At 65.0% G+C, this 15031-nt stretch carries 14 protein-coding genes; 6 read left to right on the forward strand and 8 right to left on the reverse strand.

Annotated features, from left to right (window positions below):
- Positions 1-189: 189 nt before the first annotated feature.
- Positions 190-810 (forward strand): hypothetical protein, encoded by a 621-nt coding sequence (locus CO675_RS18365; RefSeq protein WP_097673285.1) that lies wholly within the window; start codon positions 190-192, stop codon positions 808-810.
- 124 nt (positions 811-934) lie between these two features.
- Positions 935-1708, forward strand: a complete 774-nt coding sequence (locus CO675_RS18370) for an SDR family NAD(P)-dependent oxidoreductase (RefSeq protein ID WP_097673286.1) — start codon at positions 935-937, stop codon at positions 1706-1708.
- Between the two features lie 116 nt (positions 1709-1824).
- On the opposite strand, the gene CO675_RS18375 is transcribed toward CO675_RS18370, so the two are convergent.
- The 4 genes from CO675_RS18375 to CO675_RS18390 all read right to left on the reverse strand — a co-directional run bounded on the left by CO675_RS18375 (position 1825) and on the right by CO675_RS18390 (position 7718).
- Complete coding sequence (locus CO675_RS18375; protein ID WP_283808110.1) at positions 1825-4296, reverse strand: TonB-dependent receptor; 2472 nt, start codon at positions 4294-4296, stop codon at positions 1825-1827.
- A gap of 325 nt (positions 4297-4621) precedes the next feature.
- On the reverse strand, positions 4622-5296 hold the full coding sequence (locus CO675_RS18380) for an RraA family protein (protein WP_097673287.1): 675 nt from the start codon (positions 5294-5296) through the stop codon (positions 4622-4624).
- A 33-nt stretch (positions 5297-5329) separates the two neighbouring features.
- Positions 5330-6355, reverse strand: a complete 1026-nt coding sequence (locus tag CO675_RS18385; RefSeq protein WP_097673288.1) for an amidohydrolase family protein — start codon at positions 6353-6355, stop codon at positions 5330-5332.
- A 34-nt stretch (positions 6356-6389) separates the two neighbouring features.
- Positions 6390-7718 carry an MFS transporter gene (locus CO675_RS18390; RefSeq protein WP_097673289.1) on the reverse strand — a complete coding sequence of 443 codons (1329 nt, stop codon included), beginning with the start codon at positions 7716-7718 and terminating at the stop codon, positions 6390-6392.
- A 201-nt stretch (positions 7719-7919) separates the two neighbouring features.
- Between CO675_RS18390 and CO675_RS18395 the strand changes: the two genes are divergently transcribed.
- Together CO675_RS18395 and CO675_RS18400 are read left to right on the forward strand one after the other, a co-directional pair.
- Positions 7920-8855, forward strand: a complete 936-nt coding sequence (locus tag CO675_RS18395) for a LysR substrate-binding domain-containing protein (protein WP_097673290.1) — start codon at positions 7920-7922, stop codon at positions 8853-8855.
- Positions 8856-9094: 239 nt separating this feature from the next.
- Positions 9095-9445: a hypothetical protein gene (locus CO675_RS18400; RefSeq protein ID WP_198964647.1), complete on the forward strand. Its 351-nt coding sequence runs from the start codon at positions 9095-9097 to the stop codon at positions 9443-9445.
- 9 nt (positions 9446-9454) lie between these two features.
- Here CO675_RS18400 and CO675_RS18405 read toward each other — a convergent pair whose 3' ends face one another.
- The gene (locus tag CO675_RS18405) at positions 9455-10168 is read right to left on the reverse strand and encodes a type 1 glutamine amidotransferase (protein WP_097673291.1); all 714 of its coding nucleotides are present in this window, start codon (positions 10166-10168) and stop codon (positions 9455-9457) included.
- A gap of 84 nt (positions 10169-10252) precedes the next feature.
- The gene (locus CO675_RS18410) at positions 10253-11206 is read right to left on the reverse strand and encodes a hypothetical protein (RefSeq protein WP_097673359.1); all 954 of its coding nucleotides are present in this window, start codon (positions 11204-11206) and stop codon (positions 10253-10255) included.
- 435 nt (positions 11207-11641) lie between these two features.
- Between CO675_RS18410 and CO675_RS18415 the strand changes: the two genes are divergently transcribed.
- Complete coding sequence (locus tag CO675_RS18415) at positions 11642-12190, forward strand: cytochrome b (protein WP_097673360.1); 549 nt, start codon at positions 11642-11644, stop codon at positions 12188-12190.
- A 100-nt stretch (positions 12191-12290) separates the two neighbouring features.
- Here the strand turns inward: CO675_RS18415 and CO675_RS18420 are convergent, their stop codons facing one another.
- Entirely contained in the window at positions 12291-12779 is a 489-nt protein-coding gene (locus CO675_RS18420; RefSeq protein ID WP_097673292.1) for an Lrp/AsnC family transcriptional regulator, read from the reverse strand.
- A 131-nt stretch (positions 12780-12910) separates the two neighbouring features.
- Between CO675_RS18420 and ald the strand changes: the two genes are divergently transcribed.
- Positions 12911-14026, forward strand: coding sequence for an alanine dehydrogenase (gene ald / locus CO675_RS18425; protein ID WP_097673293.1), 1116 nt, complete (start codon positions 12911-12913; stop codon positions 14024-14026).
- Positions 14027-14207: 181 nt separating this feature from the next.
- On the opposite strand, the gene CO675_RS18430 is transcribed toward ald, so the two are convergent.
- Positions 14208-14996: an IclR family transcriptional regulator gene (locus tag CO675_RS18430; protein ID WP_097673294.1), complete on the reverse strand. Its 789-nt coding sequence runs from the start codon at positions 14994-14996 to the stop codon at positions 14208-14210.
- Between the last annotated feature and the right edge of the window lie 35 nt (positions 14997-15031).

Below are 15031 nucleotides of genomic sequence, written 5' to 3' on the forward strand. Positions count from 1 at the left end.
CATCAGCACTGCTGCTCGCTGTGACTGCCGCATGTTGGAAACCTGGGTCGCTCGCTCTGTAAAAGGAGGCGTGTACATAAGGGGTGACCGCGCGATTGGCAAGAGGCGGGGTCGTCGCGCCGAAGCGGCGCGCTGGCGTAGTCGACGTCCGAAGGGTATAGTTCGCGGGCACAAGTGACGGTCTCCCGAATGTCGATCTTCGCAAGCAAATCCGGTCTCGCCATCATCGCCGCGGTGCTCTGTCTCGGCGCCCAGCAGGCCAACGCCCAGGCCGGACCCGTGCGCTACTGGACGCCGGGCTCGCTGTTCGGCTTCGGCGGCAGCCTAGCCGATGGCCAGAAGGCGGACACCTACGGAAACTTTCCGGGCTTTGACGCCACCGCCCCGAAAGGCGGTGACTTCTCGTATCTGAACGGCCGTCCGGATGGCTGGTTCATCGGCGGCGAAGGCGGCCGCGTCGGCTGGAACACGCTCGGTCAATCGGCGGCGTTCGGCTCGCTCGAATATCAGGGCGCGCAGGTCGGCTACAATTTCAAGGGCGTCGGTGATACGCCGGTGACGTTCTTCGCCGGCTTCGACTCGTTGAAATACAATCCCCCCGGCGCCGGCGGCCCGCTGGCGCCGTTCAGCGGCAATCCCGGCGTCAACGCCGGATACACGGCGCGCGCCGGCCTGGAGTTCCGCCCGACCTCGAATGTCACCCTGTCGTTCGGCGCCGGTTTCACCCAACAAGGGGCGGAGCGCATGGACAGCGACATCCATTCGCAGCTGTTGCCCGGCCAGTCACCGGTTCTGTTCGGCGGCCGCTAGCGCGAGGCCCCCAGCCTGACGGTAGCGCGTCAGCGCAAGACCACAGCGTTGCGATCCTGATCCAACCAGAACTTCAACCAGAACCAAGAAGGCTCGAGCTCGCGAGCACAGTCAGGATCGAACCATGGATATGCAAGGCAAGATCGCACTCGTCACCGCCGCAGCATCAGGCGCCGGCCGCGCCGGCGCGCTCATTCTCGCACGCGAGGGCGGAGCGGTCGCGGTCGTCGACCAGAACGAGGCCGCCGCGAAAGCGGTGGTCGAAGAGATCAAAAACGGCGGTGGACGTGCGCTGGCGCTGGCCGGCGATCTGCGCGACGACAAGTTTTCGCGCGATATCGTTGCTGCGACCGTGAAGGAGTTCGGCGCGCTCGATTGCGTCTGGAATCATCTCGGCATTCCCGGTCCGTCTGTCATCGACGATCTGGAAGGCTGGGATCTCAGCGTCGATCTCAATCTGCGCTCGCAGCTGATCACCACCAACGCCGCGCTCGGGCAGATGACGGCGCGGCGCAAGGGCAGCATCCTGTTCACCGCATCGACCTCGGGCTTGGTCGGCTCGCCGTGGAGCCCGACCTATTCGGCGGCCAAGGCCGGCGTGATCGGTCTCGCGCGGGCGCTCGCCAAGCGTCACGCCAAGGACGGCGTGCGCGTCAATGCGATCTGCCCTGGCGCGATCGACACGCCGATGCTGCGGGTGTTCGTCAACCGGCCGGACCAGCCGGGCCACAACGAGGCCGACCCCGAGGAACTGATCAAGGCCGCGGTGACCCGCAATCCGATGGGCCGGGCCGCGCGCCCGGAGGAGATCGCGGAGGTCGCGGTGTTCCTGCTGTCGGACAAGGCCTCGTTCGTCACCGGCATCGCGATGCCGGTCGACGGCGGGACGGTGGCGTAGTCGTTTGATGGAAGTCGAGCTGTTCCCTCGAAAGGAACTGCGCGCTCTCTCCCGCTAGCGGGGGAGGTGCAACGAGCCTGTGGCTCGACAATTAGCGAACGAGATTTCCTCTAGGACTAGAACTTCGCCCTGATGCCGGCATAGGCGGCGAGCGGCATGCCGGGCACGAAGGTGCGGGGATCGCTCAGCTGCGCCATCAAATTGGGCAGACCGCCGGCGCTGGCAAAGCCGCCCGTTTGATAGAAAGCGCCGCTCAGATAGTAGCGCTGGTTGAACACATTGTTGATCAGCCCGAACACCTCGATGTTCTTCGTGAGCTGATATGACGTGTGCAGATTGACGACGGAATAGGCCGGCACCTTCGGGCTCTGATTGGTATCGTCGTGGATGATCCACTGGCTGCCCACGACGTTGAGGTCGGCGCCGACTTTCCACGCATCTGTCACGTTGTAGTCGACGCCGGCTTTGAAGCGGTGCGCGGGAATGCCCGGGATGTGGTCGCCCGGCATGACGTTGACGAATTGCGCGCCGGCATCGTTGGTCAGGGCATTCGGATTGTTCGGCGAAGACAGTGTAACCGCACTTCGATAGGTCGCGTCGACATAGGTGTAGTTGGCGTAAGCGTTCCAACGATCGATGCGATAGTCGAGCTTGGCCTCGATGCCCTGGCGCAGGGTCTGCCCCGCATTCTGGAAGAAGCCGAAATTGTTGACGCCGAGCGGGCTCGTCACCTGGATGATGTCGTCGTCGGACAGGGTGTGAAACACGCCCAGGCCCCAGCTCAGCATGCCGGTCCTGGCGTCGCGGCCCCAGCTGCCGCGCAGGCCGGCCTCGACGGTGTGCGATACCACCTGCTTGAGCGGCGGGTCGGCCACCAGGAAGGTGTCGATCATGCAGGGATGGTTGGGATCGGAGCAGCCGAGCTCCAGCGGCGTCGGTGCGCGATTGGCCTCCGAATAGCCGGCATAGGCGGTGAGGTTCGGGGTGATCTTGAAGGTGCCGCCGATTACCGGGTTGAAGCGCTGGAAACGATTGCTGCTGTTGAGCAGATCGTTGGTCCCGGTCTGGTCCTGCAGGTCGATCTGGGCATAGTTGAATCGTCCACCGGCGGTGACCGAGAATCTGTTCGTCACGTCGAACGTGTCGGTGAGGTAGACGCCGGTGTAGGTGTTGGTGGCGCGCAGGTCGACCGGGCTGAGGCCGGCGTCGGGCTGGTTGATGAAGACACCGGTGCCGGTCACGAACAGATTCTGGTCGACGGTGCCGAGCTCGCTGGTCGCAGTAAACTTGGTGTTGCCATGGTCGACGCTGACGCCCATGACGACGTGGTTGTCGTGTCCGAACAGCTGATCCGAGTTGGTCAATTGCGCGGTGCCGCCAAAGCTGTTGGTCGCAGCCCGGTTACGATCGAGTTCGCCAAGGAAAGCGTTGCCCAGCGTGTTCGGGGTCGCGGGACCGTCCGCGGGACCGAAGACTGGAAGGCCGTCGCCGATGCACAAGGTGGTGGGATCGTCGCACGGCGCAACGTCGGTGCCGTTGCCGTCGACATGAGTCTGCCGGAAGCCGCGGAAATAGGCGTTGCCCTGGAATGACCAGGTGTCCGAGAAATTATGGCTCAGCGTGGCATTGACGAAGGCGAGCTGCAGCATCGTCGATTGCGGCCAGGTGTAGACGCTCGACCAGCGCTGGTTGAGCATCTCGACCGGGGTTGCGGCGACGTTGCCGAGCAGATTGCTGGCGCCGGTGAAATTGACGTGGAATTCGGTGTCGTCGTTGCGCGCGCCGATGTCGACATACATGCGGTTGACGTGCGACGAATTGGCGTAGTCGCGCCAGCCGCGATCGTAGGCGGATTCGAACGCCGCATAGGCCGAGATATTGTCCTTCTGGCCGCCGGCCTGCACGCTGCCCTGCACGCGCCCAAAGGAGCCGCCGAACACTTCACCCTCGACGCCCTGATAGGTGAAGCCGTTCTTCATCTGGATGCTGAGCGCGCCGCCGATCGCGTTGAGGCCGAACACGGGGTTGTTGGGCACCAGCGATACCCGGTCGATGGCCTTTTCCGGGATGAAATCCCAGTTGACCACGTCGCCCCAGGATTCGTTGATGCGGACGCCGTTCTGATAGACCGCGATGCCCTGCGGCGTTCCCTGAACCGGCGAGGCGACGAAGCCGCGATAGTCGAGATTGCGCTGGAACGGGTTGCCGGTCTGGTCGGTCAGCGTGACGCCGGGCAGCTTGCGGTTCACCGAGTCGAGAAAGTTCGTCGAATAGTTGCGGCTGAAATCCGCCGAGGTCAGCACCTCGGTGTTGGACGGAATCTTGTCGCGATCGAGCAGGCTCGAATCGCGCTCGGAGGGGCCCGGGACCCCGGTTCCGCCCTCGGGCGCCGCCGCGGTTTGCGCCGGCGCGGCCCGGGTTCGGGCGGTTCGCGAGGTCCGCACCACCGGCCGGGAGGCGGGCTTGATGCTGCGCGTACCCGAAAGCGGCGAGGGGGCAATCACGGTGACCGGCGGCAGTTCGGTCGGGGCGGGGGTCTGGGCTTGCACCGTCGTCAGCGGCGCCGCGGCGCCGATGGCTGTGAGCATGGCCGCAGCGCCGCGCGTCGTGACCGAACCAGACCAAAACCGTGTTGCTGCACGCAACAACGCACCAGCCATAACGCCCACCCTGTTGTCCCGGTTCGGCTTTTATCCCCGACGAACCTTGGCTTCGAGACTGCGGGAGCGCCTTGGCTTTGGCAAACAAGATGTGTCCCGGAGGTCCGGGATTCTTTTCCATCTGCAATCGGGAAAAATTCCCGATGCTGGTCGACGGACGCGCCAACCGTTCGCGCGGCGGTGATTCTCGCCGGTTTTACGGAGACTTATGCCCAAGAGGCAGGCATCCCGCCTGCCGGGTAGCGGTGGCAGATCAGTCCTTGAACTCGCAGCCGAGGCGCTGCAGGGCTTCATCGACCCAGCGGCGGTCGCTGGTACCGGCGAGGATCTGCTGGATGGCCTTCTCCTCGGTCGCCTTCTTGGCCTCGGTCAGCTTGCAGACGGCCTCGGCGTCGTCATGGGGCACGCAGAGCACGCCGTCATCGTCAGCCACGATGAGATCGCCGGGTTCGACGATCATGCCGTCGATCGAGATGGCGCAATTGATCTCGCCCGGGCCGTCCTTGTAAGGGCCGCGATGGGCGACGCCGGCGGCAAACACAGGGAACGATCCGGCGCGGATCGCGCCGGCATCGCGGATCGAGCCGTCGATCACGAAACCCGCGACCCCCTTTTTCTCGGCCAGCGTCGACATGATCTCGCCGATGATGGCGTTGACCAGGACGCCGCCGGCATCGACCACGATGACGTCGCCCGGCTGGGCCAGGTCGATCGCCTTGTGCACCATCAGATTGTCGCCCGGCCGGGTCTTCACGGTCAGCGCCGGGCCGCCGAGCCAGCCGCCGGCATGCATCGGCCGCAGCCGGTTGGTGCCTGCGATCCGCGACATCACATCGCTGATATTGGCGACCGGCAGCGTGCGGTAGCGCGCGACGAGGTCGGGCGACACGTTCCGCTTCGCCTTGTGAATTGCAAATCCTATGGCCATCGGTGTTCTCCGGTGTGTTGTCGGCGCGGTCGTTCAGTGCGCGCGGCGGTCGAGATGGGCGTTGAGGCGCGGATAAACGCGGCGGGCGTTGCCTTCGAAGATCTTGGCCTTGTCCGCCGCGCTCAGCGGCAGCGCGTCGATGTAGCGGCGGGTGTCGTCGAAGTGATGTCCCGTTTCAGGGTCGATGCCGCGGACCGCACCGACCATCTCGGACGCGAACAGGATGTTCTCGACCGGGATCACCCGGGTCAACAGCTCGATGCCGGGGAGATGATAGACGCAGGTGTCGAAGAACACGTTCTTCAGCAGATGCTCCGACAGCGGCGGCAGCTTCATATCTTGCGCCAGCCCACGGTAGCGGCCCCAGTGATAGGGCACCGCGCCGCCGCCATGCGGGATGATGAACCGCAGGGTCGGGAAGCGCTTGAACAGATCGGAGGTCAGGAATTGCATGAAGGCGGTGGTGTCGCCGTTGAGGTAATGCGCGCCGGTGCCATGGAAGCAGGGATTGCAGGACGAAGAGACGTGAACCATCGCGGGCACGTCGAGCTCGACCATCTTCTCATACAGCGGATACCACCATTCGTCGGTCAGCGGCGGATCGCACCAGTAGCCGCCGGCGGGATCGGGATTGAGGTTGCAGCCGACGAAGCCGAGCTGCGTCACGCAGCGCTCGAGCTCCTCGATGCAGTTGGCCGGCTTGACGCCAGGGCTCTGCGGCAGCTGGCAGACGGGGACGAAATTCTGCGGAAACAGCGCGCAGACCCGGTGCACCAGGTCGTTGCAGATCGTGGTCCATTCACGGCTGGTTGCTTCCTTGCCGACATGATGCGCCATGCCGGCGGCGCGCGGCGAGAAGATGGTGACGTCGGTGCCGCGCTCCTTCTGCAGGCGGAGCTGCGCACCCTCGACGCTGGTGCGGATCTCGTCGTCGGTGATGCCGAGATTGGTGGTGAGCGGCCGGCGTGATTTGTCGGCGAGGCCGGCGAGCTGCTTGTCGCGGAAGATCTGCAGCTTGGCCGGCTCGGTGGTGTAATGGCCGTGACAATCGATGATCATGGTTGCGTCCTTGTTGTTCCCCTTGGCAGGGTTGTCAGTGTGCGACGGTTGACGGGATCGCGCCCGTCAATTCCGTCTCGCGCGGCTTGACGCGCATGGTGGCGGCGATGGCGGATGCGACGAACAGGAAGCCGGCGATGCCGACCAGCGCCCAGGAGAAGCTTCCGGTGGAGTCCTTGATCAGGCCGATGCACCACGGGCCGATCAGCCCGCCGAACTGCGCCAGCGTGTTGACCATGGCGATCGCGGCGGCGCCGGCCGCGCCGGTCAGCAGCGAGGCGTTGATGCTCCAGAACAAGGGATTGCCGGCGTTCAGACTGAAGCCGACGATGCAGAGGAACACGAAGGCCAGCACCGGGCTCGCGACATAGGCGCTGCCGAGCATGGCGACGGCGGCGAGCAGATAGACGGCCGCAAGATGAAACTTGCGGTCGCCAGTCTTGTCCGAGCTGCGGCTCACCACGATGGTGCCGACGACGCCGAGTAGCGGCGGGATCGCCGAGAGGAAGCCGACCTCGATGTTGCTCAGATTGCCCATGCCCTTGATGATCTGCGGCAGCCACAGCAGCAGGCCATAGATGCCGACCAGCGCGCAGCCGAACAGCGCCGCCAGCAGCCAGACCCTGATATCGAGCACGCATTCGATCAACCTGTGCTGCCCCTGTTGTTCGATCTCGGCCCGCTCAGTGGCGAGCTCGCCTTCCAGCCAGGCGGCCTGCTCTTTGGTGAGCCAACTCGCCTTGGCGGGACGCTCGGTCAGATAATAGAGCGTGAACAGGCCGAGCAGAATGGTCGGCACGCCTTCGGCGATGAACATCCATTGCCAGCCGTGCAGGCCGGACGTGCCGTCAAACCAGGTCATGATGCTGGTCGAGATCGGCCCTCCAAGCACGGCCGAGAACGAGCCGGCGATGATATAGCCGGCGACCGCGCGGGCGCGATAGCGTGCGGGGAACCAGTAGGTCAGATACAGCACCACGCCGGGCATGAAGCCGGCTTCCGCGATGCCGAGGCCGAACCGCATCACATAGAGGCTGAGCGGATTCCAGACAAAGGCGGTCAGCGTGGCGACGAGGCCCCAGGTGATCAGGATCCGCGCCAGCCAGATCCGCGCCCCGAGCCAGTGCAGCATCAGATTGCTCGGCACCTCGAGCACCATGTAGCCGAGGAAGAAGATGCTGGCGGCAAAGCCGAAGATCGCGGGGCTGAGGCCGAGGTCCTTGTTCATCGTCAGCCCGGCGTAGCCGAGATTGATGCGGTCGAGATAGTTGAAGAACATCATGACGAAGAGGATCGGGATCAGCCGCCAATAGACCCGGCGGATGGTTTGCTGTTCGAGCTCGCTGACGGACGCTTGGCCCATTGGAATCCTCCCTTGCTTCTTGTTCTCGCGCTTGTGATCCGAACCGGGCGGAGCGCCTGTTATTCGCGGCGATTTCGCATGGCTGACCGGCTGCGCGTGTTGCCCCTTGGAGCATCGGCGTTTTGCCGCCAAGATCGGGAAACGGCCGTGGGAGGTCAAATACCGCTTTGACCCGTCACTTATAGGGAAACGGAATAAGCGATGGATTACAGGCAGCTTCGCTACTTCATCGCGGTGGCCGAAGAACTCAGCTTCAGCCGCGCCGCCAAGCGGCTGCACGTCAGCCAGCCGCCGCTGAGCACGCAGATCAAGGCGATGGAAGAGGAGCTCGGCACCCAGCTGTTGTCTCGGACGCGGCGTGCGGTCGAGCTCACCCAGGCCGGCCAGTTGCTGCTCGAGCACGCACGGCGGGCCGTCAGCGAGCTCGACCTTGCGTCGGAGACCGTGCGCCGCGCCGCGCGCGGGGAGGCCGGCGCCGTTCGTGTCGGCTTTACCGACTCGGTTCCGATGCTCGATATGTTCGCCGAACTGTTCCGCAGCTTCCGCGGCAGCTATCCGCGGGTGAAGATCGAGCTCAGGCACATGTCGACGGCGAAGCAGCTGCAGGCGCTGGCTGACGCCGAGCTCGACGTCGCGATCATGCGGCCGCCGCTGGATTTCCGGCCCGCGGCCGATCTGCAGGTTCATGTCGTCTGGCGCGATCGGCTGATGGTGTTCCTGCCGATCGATCATCCGCTCGCCGCCGCGCCCTGCAAGTTGAGCGTTGCCGACCTCGCCGAGCACGAATTCGTCGGCATGGCCGAGAGCGGTTGCGGCGTCGGCGACCAGGCGGCGATGTTGTGCCGGCGCGCCGGCTTTGCGCCGCGGATCGCGCAGGAAGCTCATGAACTGCGCACGGTGCTCAGCCTCGTGGCCGCCGGGATCGGACTTTCGATCCTGCCATCCTGTTACCAGCAGGCTGGCGTCATGAACGTTGTCGCCAAAGCGCTGGACACGCCGGATGCGGAGAGCCGTATGCTGGTGGCGATGCGCTCGAACGCCTCGCTGCTGCCGCGCCGGTTCGTCGAATGCGCGCTGCAGGCGGCCTCGCGAAGTGCGCCGCCGCTGGTCCCCGAGGCCGCTGCGGCGATCCGCTGATCGAGCTGCGCCGAAGCTGGCCGCGCGCACGAGCAGGCGACCTGCCGTGCGTGGCGCGCTGCGGTTCGCGCTCCCATACTTTCGTCGGCCGTAGTCTCCCGGAATGCAGTCTGGCGTCGCTCTTGCATACTTGAATTCAAAGTGCTGGGGCGCCGATTCGTCGTGTTTCGCCGGCAAAAGCCGGCGAACAGCAAGTGATGCGCGCCCGCAGCTGGATCGACACTTGCGGAGACGACACCATGCACGCCATCACGCGTGCGGCACTGCTGCTTGGGACGATGTGGTTGACATCGCCGACCCTGGCGCGCGACGACGGCCGCTACGCCAACTCACCTCTGAAACCCTGGTTTGAAAGCCTGCACAGCGGCTACGGACAATGCTGTTCCGACGCCGACGGATCCGTGGTCGCCGATCCGGACTGGGAATCGGATCACGGTCATTATCGCGTGCACATCGACGACGAATGGGTCGTGGTGCCGGACGAGGCCTTGATCACCGAGCCGAACAAGGTCGGGCGAACCATGGTGTGGAAGCACTATATCGACGGCCACCCGCGCGTGCGCTGCTTCATGCCGGGCAGCATGACCTGAGGCGTTGTCTCACACAGACGCGCGGCCGGTGAGAAAGCGCGTGACCACGCCGCCCAGCGTCGTGTGGTCGAGCGGCCCGGTGAGCGATGCCTTGGCGGTGTCGACCACGGCGTCCGGCGCGAGGCCGCGGCGCAGGTCGCACAGCGCGTCGGCGTAGTCGGCGGTGAACTCCGGATGCGGCTGCACCGACAGCGTCGTGCCGTTGGCGTAGAGCAGCCCGGCATGCGGGGTGAACTCCGACGACATGATGGTGCGCGCGGAGGCGGGCGGTGTGATCACCTGGTCCTGGTGCGAGGCGGCCGCCGCGATCGTCTCGCCCGCGAGCAGCCCATTGTCCGGCGTCAGCTGGTAGACGTGGCGGCCGATGCCCCAGCCCTTCTCTGACTTGCGCACGGTGCCGCCGAGCGCCTGCGCGATCAGCTGATGGCCGAAGCAGACGCCGACCATCGGAACGCGTTTGTCGTGGGCTGAGCGCACGAAGGCTTCGAGCGGCGCGATCCAGGCGACATCGTCATAGACGCCGGCCGCCGATCCCGTGATCAGGATCGCATCCAATGTGGCCGGATCCGGAAGCGGCTCGCCGTTGGCGACGCTGACGACGTCGCAGGCGATCGACGGATCTGAAGTGGCCACCATCCGCTGGAACATCTGCGGATAGCTGCCATGGCGCTCGCGGAATTGCGGACTGACGAGCCCGGTTTCGATGATGGTGATGCGGGGCATGGAACGCGCGGATGGATGAGCAGGGATGATCCAGCCTTTACTCCGAAAGCGATGACGGCCACAAGCCGCGCGCGGGACCGTCGTTCAATTCCGTGACGGCGCCGCCGCGTCGATCGTTGCGGTGTGCTGCGCCGCCGGCGTCGGATTTTCGATCGCCTGCGTCGTCGCGACGATCGCGGGCTCGGTACGGTAGCGCGGCAGCTGATCCTCGAGCGAATAGCCGACGCAGAGCGCGAGGCTCGACCACACCGCCATGCTGAAATACAGCGACATCCAGGCGATCTCCTCGCGCCACTCGGCGATGTCGTGGGTCACGACCCAGCGCCGGCTGACATCGCGCAGGCCGTCGAGCGGATGCAGCAGCGTGCCGCCTGCGGCGAGATTGGCGCGCCAGCGGTTCAGGTACATCGGGACGTCGATGGTCATCAGGAAGGCGAGGAAGGCGGCGATGCCGACGATCGCTGTGATGAAGGCCCAGCGCACCGGGCCGTGAAACTCGGGCAGCAGCCGGCACAGGGCGATCCCGACCAGGAAGAACACCACGGCCCAGATCGAGTTCTCGATCGCGTTGCAGAGATAATGGGTGGTCAGCACCGCATACCAGGAGAAGCATTCCGCGATCACGATCAGCGGCACGATGATCCAGGCGATGTTCATCGTGGTCTCGGCGCCGGTCATGGTGCCGAGCTGATGCAGGATGATCGCCCATTGCGCGGCGAAGCAGACCTCGGCGACGGTGGCGACGGTACGGCCGACCACGACGCTGGATAGCCAATGGTCGAACAGGCAGATGCGCTGCACGTCGGCGCGCGGCAGCACCGAGCGGAAGGCGCAGCCGAACACATAGGCCGCGCACAGCAGCATCATCAGGCCGATGCCGGACGTGTTGCTGAAGCTGCCGTTGGACTGCTCGTGGAACTGGCGATACAGCGCGAACCAAACAGCGATATTGGCGGCGCTGACCAAGCTCAGAAAGCCCCACCACCGGACCACTGGATTCGACCAAGCCAGCGTAACCGGCCGTGCCCGCCGCTCCATGCTCATTCACCGCTCCGCGTGTAACCGAACTGATATTGAATTGTAGTAATTCTGTCATAGAAGGTGGCGAATCACGACTAAAAAATACGTGTGGCACGGGGCCGGGCAGGCTCCGATTGTGACAGCGTTTGTGACAGCGGGCGCGGTTTGTGACAGCGGGCGCGGTTTGTGACAGCGCGGCGTTTGTGACAGCGCGGCGTTTGTGACAGTGAGCGCGTGGCTGCGCGGATCCTCTGTTCGTGATTCCGGGCCTGCGTGCTGCGCACGCATCCCGGAATGATGAGGGGGTACCGGCCCTCCAGCCTTCGCGATCGTGATCGAGGTTGGCGCCCGCCCCGGTAGGCAGGCCTCGCGCGATCATCTATGGAACGGCCTTCCTTTTTCGGCCGAACCCGCACGGGCGGCTTCAAGCGAAGGCGCTTTGTGACGACGGACATGACGGCCAGCTACGATCCGCTGCTCCGCCGGATTCACTGGGCGACGGCGGTGCTGTTCATCGCGGCGATGCTGATCGGGCTCTATTGCGGGCTGCAGCCGGCGGGGACGTCACCGCGGCGCGAGCTGCTCGAGGTGCACAAATCACTCGGCGTCACCCTGTTCTTCCTGGCGATCCTGCGGCTGATGGTGCGCGCTGCGACCACGGCGCCGCCGGAGCCGGGCTCGTTCTCTCCGCTGATCAGGATCGCCGCAAGACTCAATCACTGGGCGCTCTACGCCATCCTGTTCGTGATGCCGGTGACCGGCTACATGTTCTCGTCGGCCGGCGGCTATTCGCTGCGCTATTTCTGGACCTTCAGCTGGCCGCGCCTGTTCGCCGACAACAAGGCGGTCGCGGAGGCGGGCGAACTCGCGCATGGCCTGCTGGCTTACTTCGTGTATGCGGTGGTCGCGCTGCATATCGCCGCGACGCTCTGGCATGTCGTCGTCAAGAAGGACGAGACGCTGGCGCGGATGTGGCCGCGCGCGAGCCGCCATCCATCCTGAAGTCGAGATTAGATCAGTCTAGCGGCAAAGTCGCTGCACCTCCCTCGCAAGCGGGAGAGGGGGCGCAATCCCGTCGCGGTCACAAGTCGACCATTCCGGTTCAGCCGCGCAGCGCGGTTTCCGGAATGGTGCGGCGGACCACCTCGCGCATCGCGAAGCTGGAATGGATGCGGGCGACGCCCGGCATCCGCGACAGATGCTGCTTGTGGATGCGCTCGAAGTCAGCGATGTCGCGGGCGATGACCTGCAAATGATAATCGTCGCTGCCCGACATCAGATGGCAGGACACGACGTCGGGGCAGCGCGCGATCGCGGCCTCGAAGGCTGCGAGATAATCCTCGCTCTGCTTCTCCAGCGTGATGGTGACGACGACGGTCGTCACGAGGCCAAGCGCTGATGGTTCGAGGTCGACACGATAGCCGCGGATCACGCCGATCTCCTCGAGATGGCGGATGCGCCGCGCGCAGGCGGTCGGCGACAGCCCGACCTTCTCGGCGAGCTCGATCTGGCTGGCGCGTGCGTCGGCGACCAGCTCGGCAAGGATTCTGAGATCGATACGATCGAGACCGTCCACGCAGTTTTCCTTCAAGAGCCGAGCCAAGAGCGAAGGATATGAGCGTATTTGGTTGTGAGCAAGCCGGAATTCGCTGAGAAACGCCGTGTGTCGGGGCATAGCCTTGAGCGTGGCGGAAACGAATCCAATGCTTCAAGGAGCGGACCATGCGCATCGGCGTGCCCAAGGAAATCAAGGTCGAGGAATATCGGGTCGGGCTGACGCCTGCCTCGGTGCGGGAATATGTGGCGCACGGCCACGAGGTGGTGGTCCAGCGCGGCGCCGGTGACGGCATCGGCGCCGGCGACGACGTCTACACCCAGGCCGGCGCACGGATTGCCGATACCGCCGAAGAGGTGTTCTCGGTTGCCGAGATGGTCGTGAAGGTGAAGGAGCCGCAGCCGTCCGAATGGAGCAGGCTGCGCGAGGGCCAGATCCTCTTCACCTATCTGCATCTCGCGCCCGACGTGCCGCAGACCACGGGGCTGATCGCCTCCGGTTGCACGGCGGTCGCCTATGAAACCGTGACCGACGCGCATGGCGGGCTGCCGCTGCTCGCGCCGATGAGCGAAGTCGCCGGCCGGCTTGCGATCGAGGCCGCGGGCGCTGCGCTGCGTAAATCCGCCGACGGCATGGGCAAGCTGCTCGGCGGCGTGCCGGGCGTTCCGCCGGCGCGCGTTGCGATCATCGGTGGCGGCGTGGTCGGCACCCACGCGGCGCGAATGGCCGCAGGGCTCGGCAGCGACGTCACCATCCTCGACCGTTCGTTGCCGCGGCTCCGCGCGCTGGACGACCTCTTCCTCGGGCGCATCCGCACCCGTTACGCCACGCTGGAGGCGATCGAGCAGGAGGTCTTCGCTGCCGACGTCGTGATCGGCGCGGTGCTGGTGCCCGGCGCCAGCGCGCCAAAGCTGGTGTCACGCGCACAGCTTGGAGGTATGAAACGCCGTGCGGTGCTGGTCGACGTCGCGATCGACCAGGGCGGCTGCTTCGAGACCTCGAAGGCGACCACGCACCAGGCGCCGACCTATCTGGTCGACGACATCGTGCATTATAGCGTCGCCAACATGCCGGGCGCGGTGCCGGTCACCTCAAGCCACGCGCTCAACCACGCCACCTTGCCGTTCGGACTGGCGCTTGCGTCGAAGGGGCTGCGCGCGCTGGTCGAGGACCCGCATCTGCGTGCCGGCCTCAACGTCCATCGCGGCCGCATCACCAACCGCGCGGTGGCTGAGAGCCAGCATCTGTCGGCCGTGATGCCGGAGGAAGCACTGGCGTCGTGAGATAGTTTGGATTGAAGCGCTTCGGATACACCTCTCCTCCCGGAGGTGAACTCCGTAGCCCGGATGCCGGTAGCGAAATCGGGAGCAGGCCTCTACGTTGAGGAACTGATCCCGATTTCGCTTCGCCGCAATCCGGGCTACGGCTTTGTCTTCCACCCGACGCGTCAAGCGTCCTCAGAGGTCATTTCTCGACGAATCTTGGTCCGGCTTCGCCGGTTAGTTCTTTCAGCCGGCTCTGCATGACATCAATGATCTGCGCGCGCTTTGCTGCGATCCGTTCGATTGGTCCGCCGATGCCGATGGCGAGCGGCGCGCGTCGCTTCGGCAGAGGAACGAGCATGCCAATTGTGTTCGCGCCCGGCGTCGTGCGGCCACCTGTCTCGGAAAAGCCGCGGCGGCGAATGCGCTCGACCTCTTCGAGAAAGACTGCTTCGCGAACCCGCGCCGACTGACTCGGCTCCTCGGCGTTGTTGCGCCGGATAATGCCGCGAATTTTGGTGTTCGGCATCTGGCTCAGCAGCACGTGGCCGAGCGCGGTCCGAACCATCGGTCGTATCTGGCCGGCTTGGGCAGTGTACTGAAGCTGAGAGCCGCCGGGGACAACGTGCAGATACTGCATCCCGGCGGCGCCGGCCTGTTGTCCAAGCATGACGGTTTCGCCGCCTGTCGCGGTCCAGAGTTCCTCCATCAGATCGGTGAGCTTGGTATCGCGGAACGGAGAACGACGGATCCAGTCGCCGAGCAGATTGACCCGGTAGCTCGGGATGAAACGCCGGCTCTTTCGCTCGTATTCGAGGTAGTTCAATTCAACGAGACAGCGCAGCAGCACCGACGTGCTCGATTGCGGCATCTCCAGCGCGGAAGCGATTTCAGTCACGGAAGCCGCCCGCTTTGTTTTCCGAAAGAACTCCAGAACTGCAAACGTCCGCATGGCCGATTTGACGATGGCCGTCTTATTCGGATTCGGCATGGCTGGCTCCTCGGCGGGTCAAGACCCGCGCCTCC

The organism is Bradyrhizobium sp. C9 (assembly GCF_002532045.1).
Lineage (GTDB): Bacteria > Pseudomonadota > Alphaproteobacteria > Rhizobiales > Xanthobacteraceae > Bradyrhizobium.

Coding starts and splice junctions, on each gene's coding strand:
- CO675_RS18410 (WP_097673359.1), bottom strand. CDS start 11,206: ATGGAGCGGCGGGCACGGCCGGTTACGCTGGCTTGGTCGAATCCAGTG.
- CO675_RS18405 (WP_097673291.1), bottom strand. CDS start 10,168: ATGCCCCGCATCACCATCATCGAAACCGGGCTCGTCAGTCCGCAATTC.
- ald (WP_097673293.1), top strand. CDS start 12,911: ATGCGCATCGGCGTGCCCAAGGAAATCAAGGTCGAGGAATATCGGGTC.
- CO675_RS18390 (WP_097673289.1), bottom strand. CDS start 7,718: ATGGGCCAAGCGTCCGTCAGCGAGCTCGAACAGCAAACCATCCGCCGG.
- CO675_RS18395 (WP_097673290.1), top strand. CDS start 7,920: ATGGATTACAGGCAGCTTCGCTACTTCATCGCGGTGGCCGAAGAACTC.
- CO675_RS18400 (WP_198964647.1), top strand. CDS start 9,095: ATGCACGCCATCACGCGTGCGGCACTGCTGCTTGGGACGATGTGGTTG.
- CO675_RS18385 (WP_097673288.1), bottom strand. CDS start 6,355: ATGATCATCGATTGTCACGGCCATTACACCACCGAGCCGGCCAAGCTG.
- CO675_RS18430 (WP_097673294.1), bottom strand. CDS start 14,996: ATGCCGAATCCGAATAAGACGGCCATCGTCAAATCGGCCATGCGGACG.
- CO675_RS18380 (WP_097673287.1), bottom strand. CDS start 5,296: ATGGCCATAGGATTTGCAATTCACAAGGCGAAGCGGAACGTGTCGCCC.
- CO675_RS18375 (WP_283808110.1), bottom strand. CDS start 4,296: ATGCTCACAGCCATCGGCGCCGCGGCGCCGCTGACGACGGTGCAAGCC.
- CO675_RS18415 (WP_097673360.1), top strand. CDS start 11,642: ATGACGGCCAGCTACGATCCGCTGCTCCGCCGGATTCACTGGGCGACG.
- CO675_RS18365 (WP_097673285.1), top strand. CDS start 190: ATGTCGATCTTCGCAAGCAAATCCGGTCTCGCCATCATCGCCGCGGTG.
- CO675_RS18370 (WP_097673286.1), top strand. CDS start 935: ATGGATATGCAAGGCAAGATCGCACTCGTCACCGCCGCAGCATCAGGC.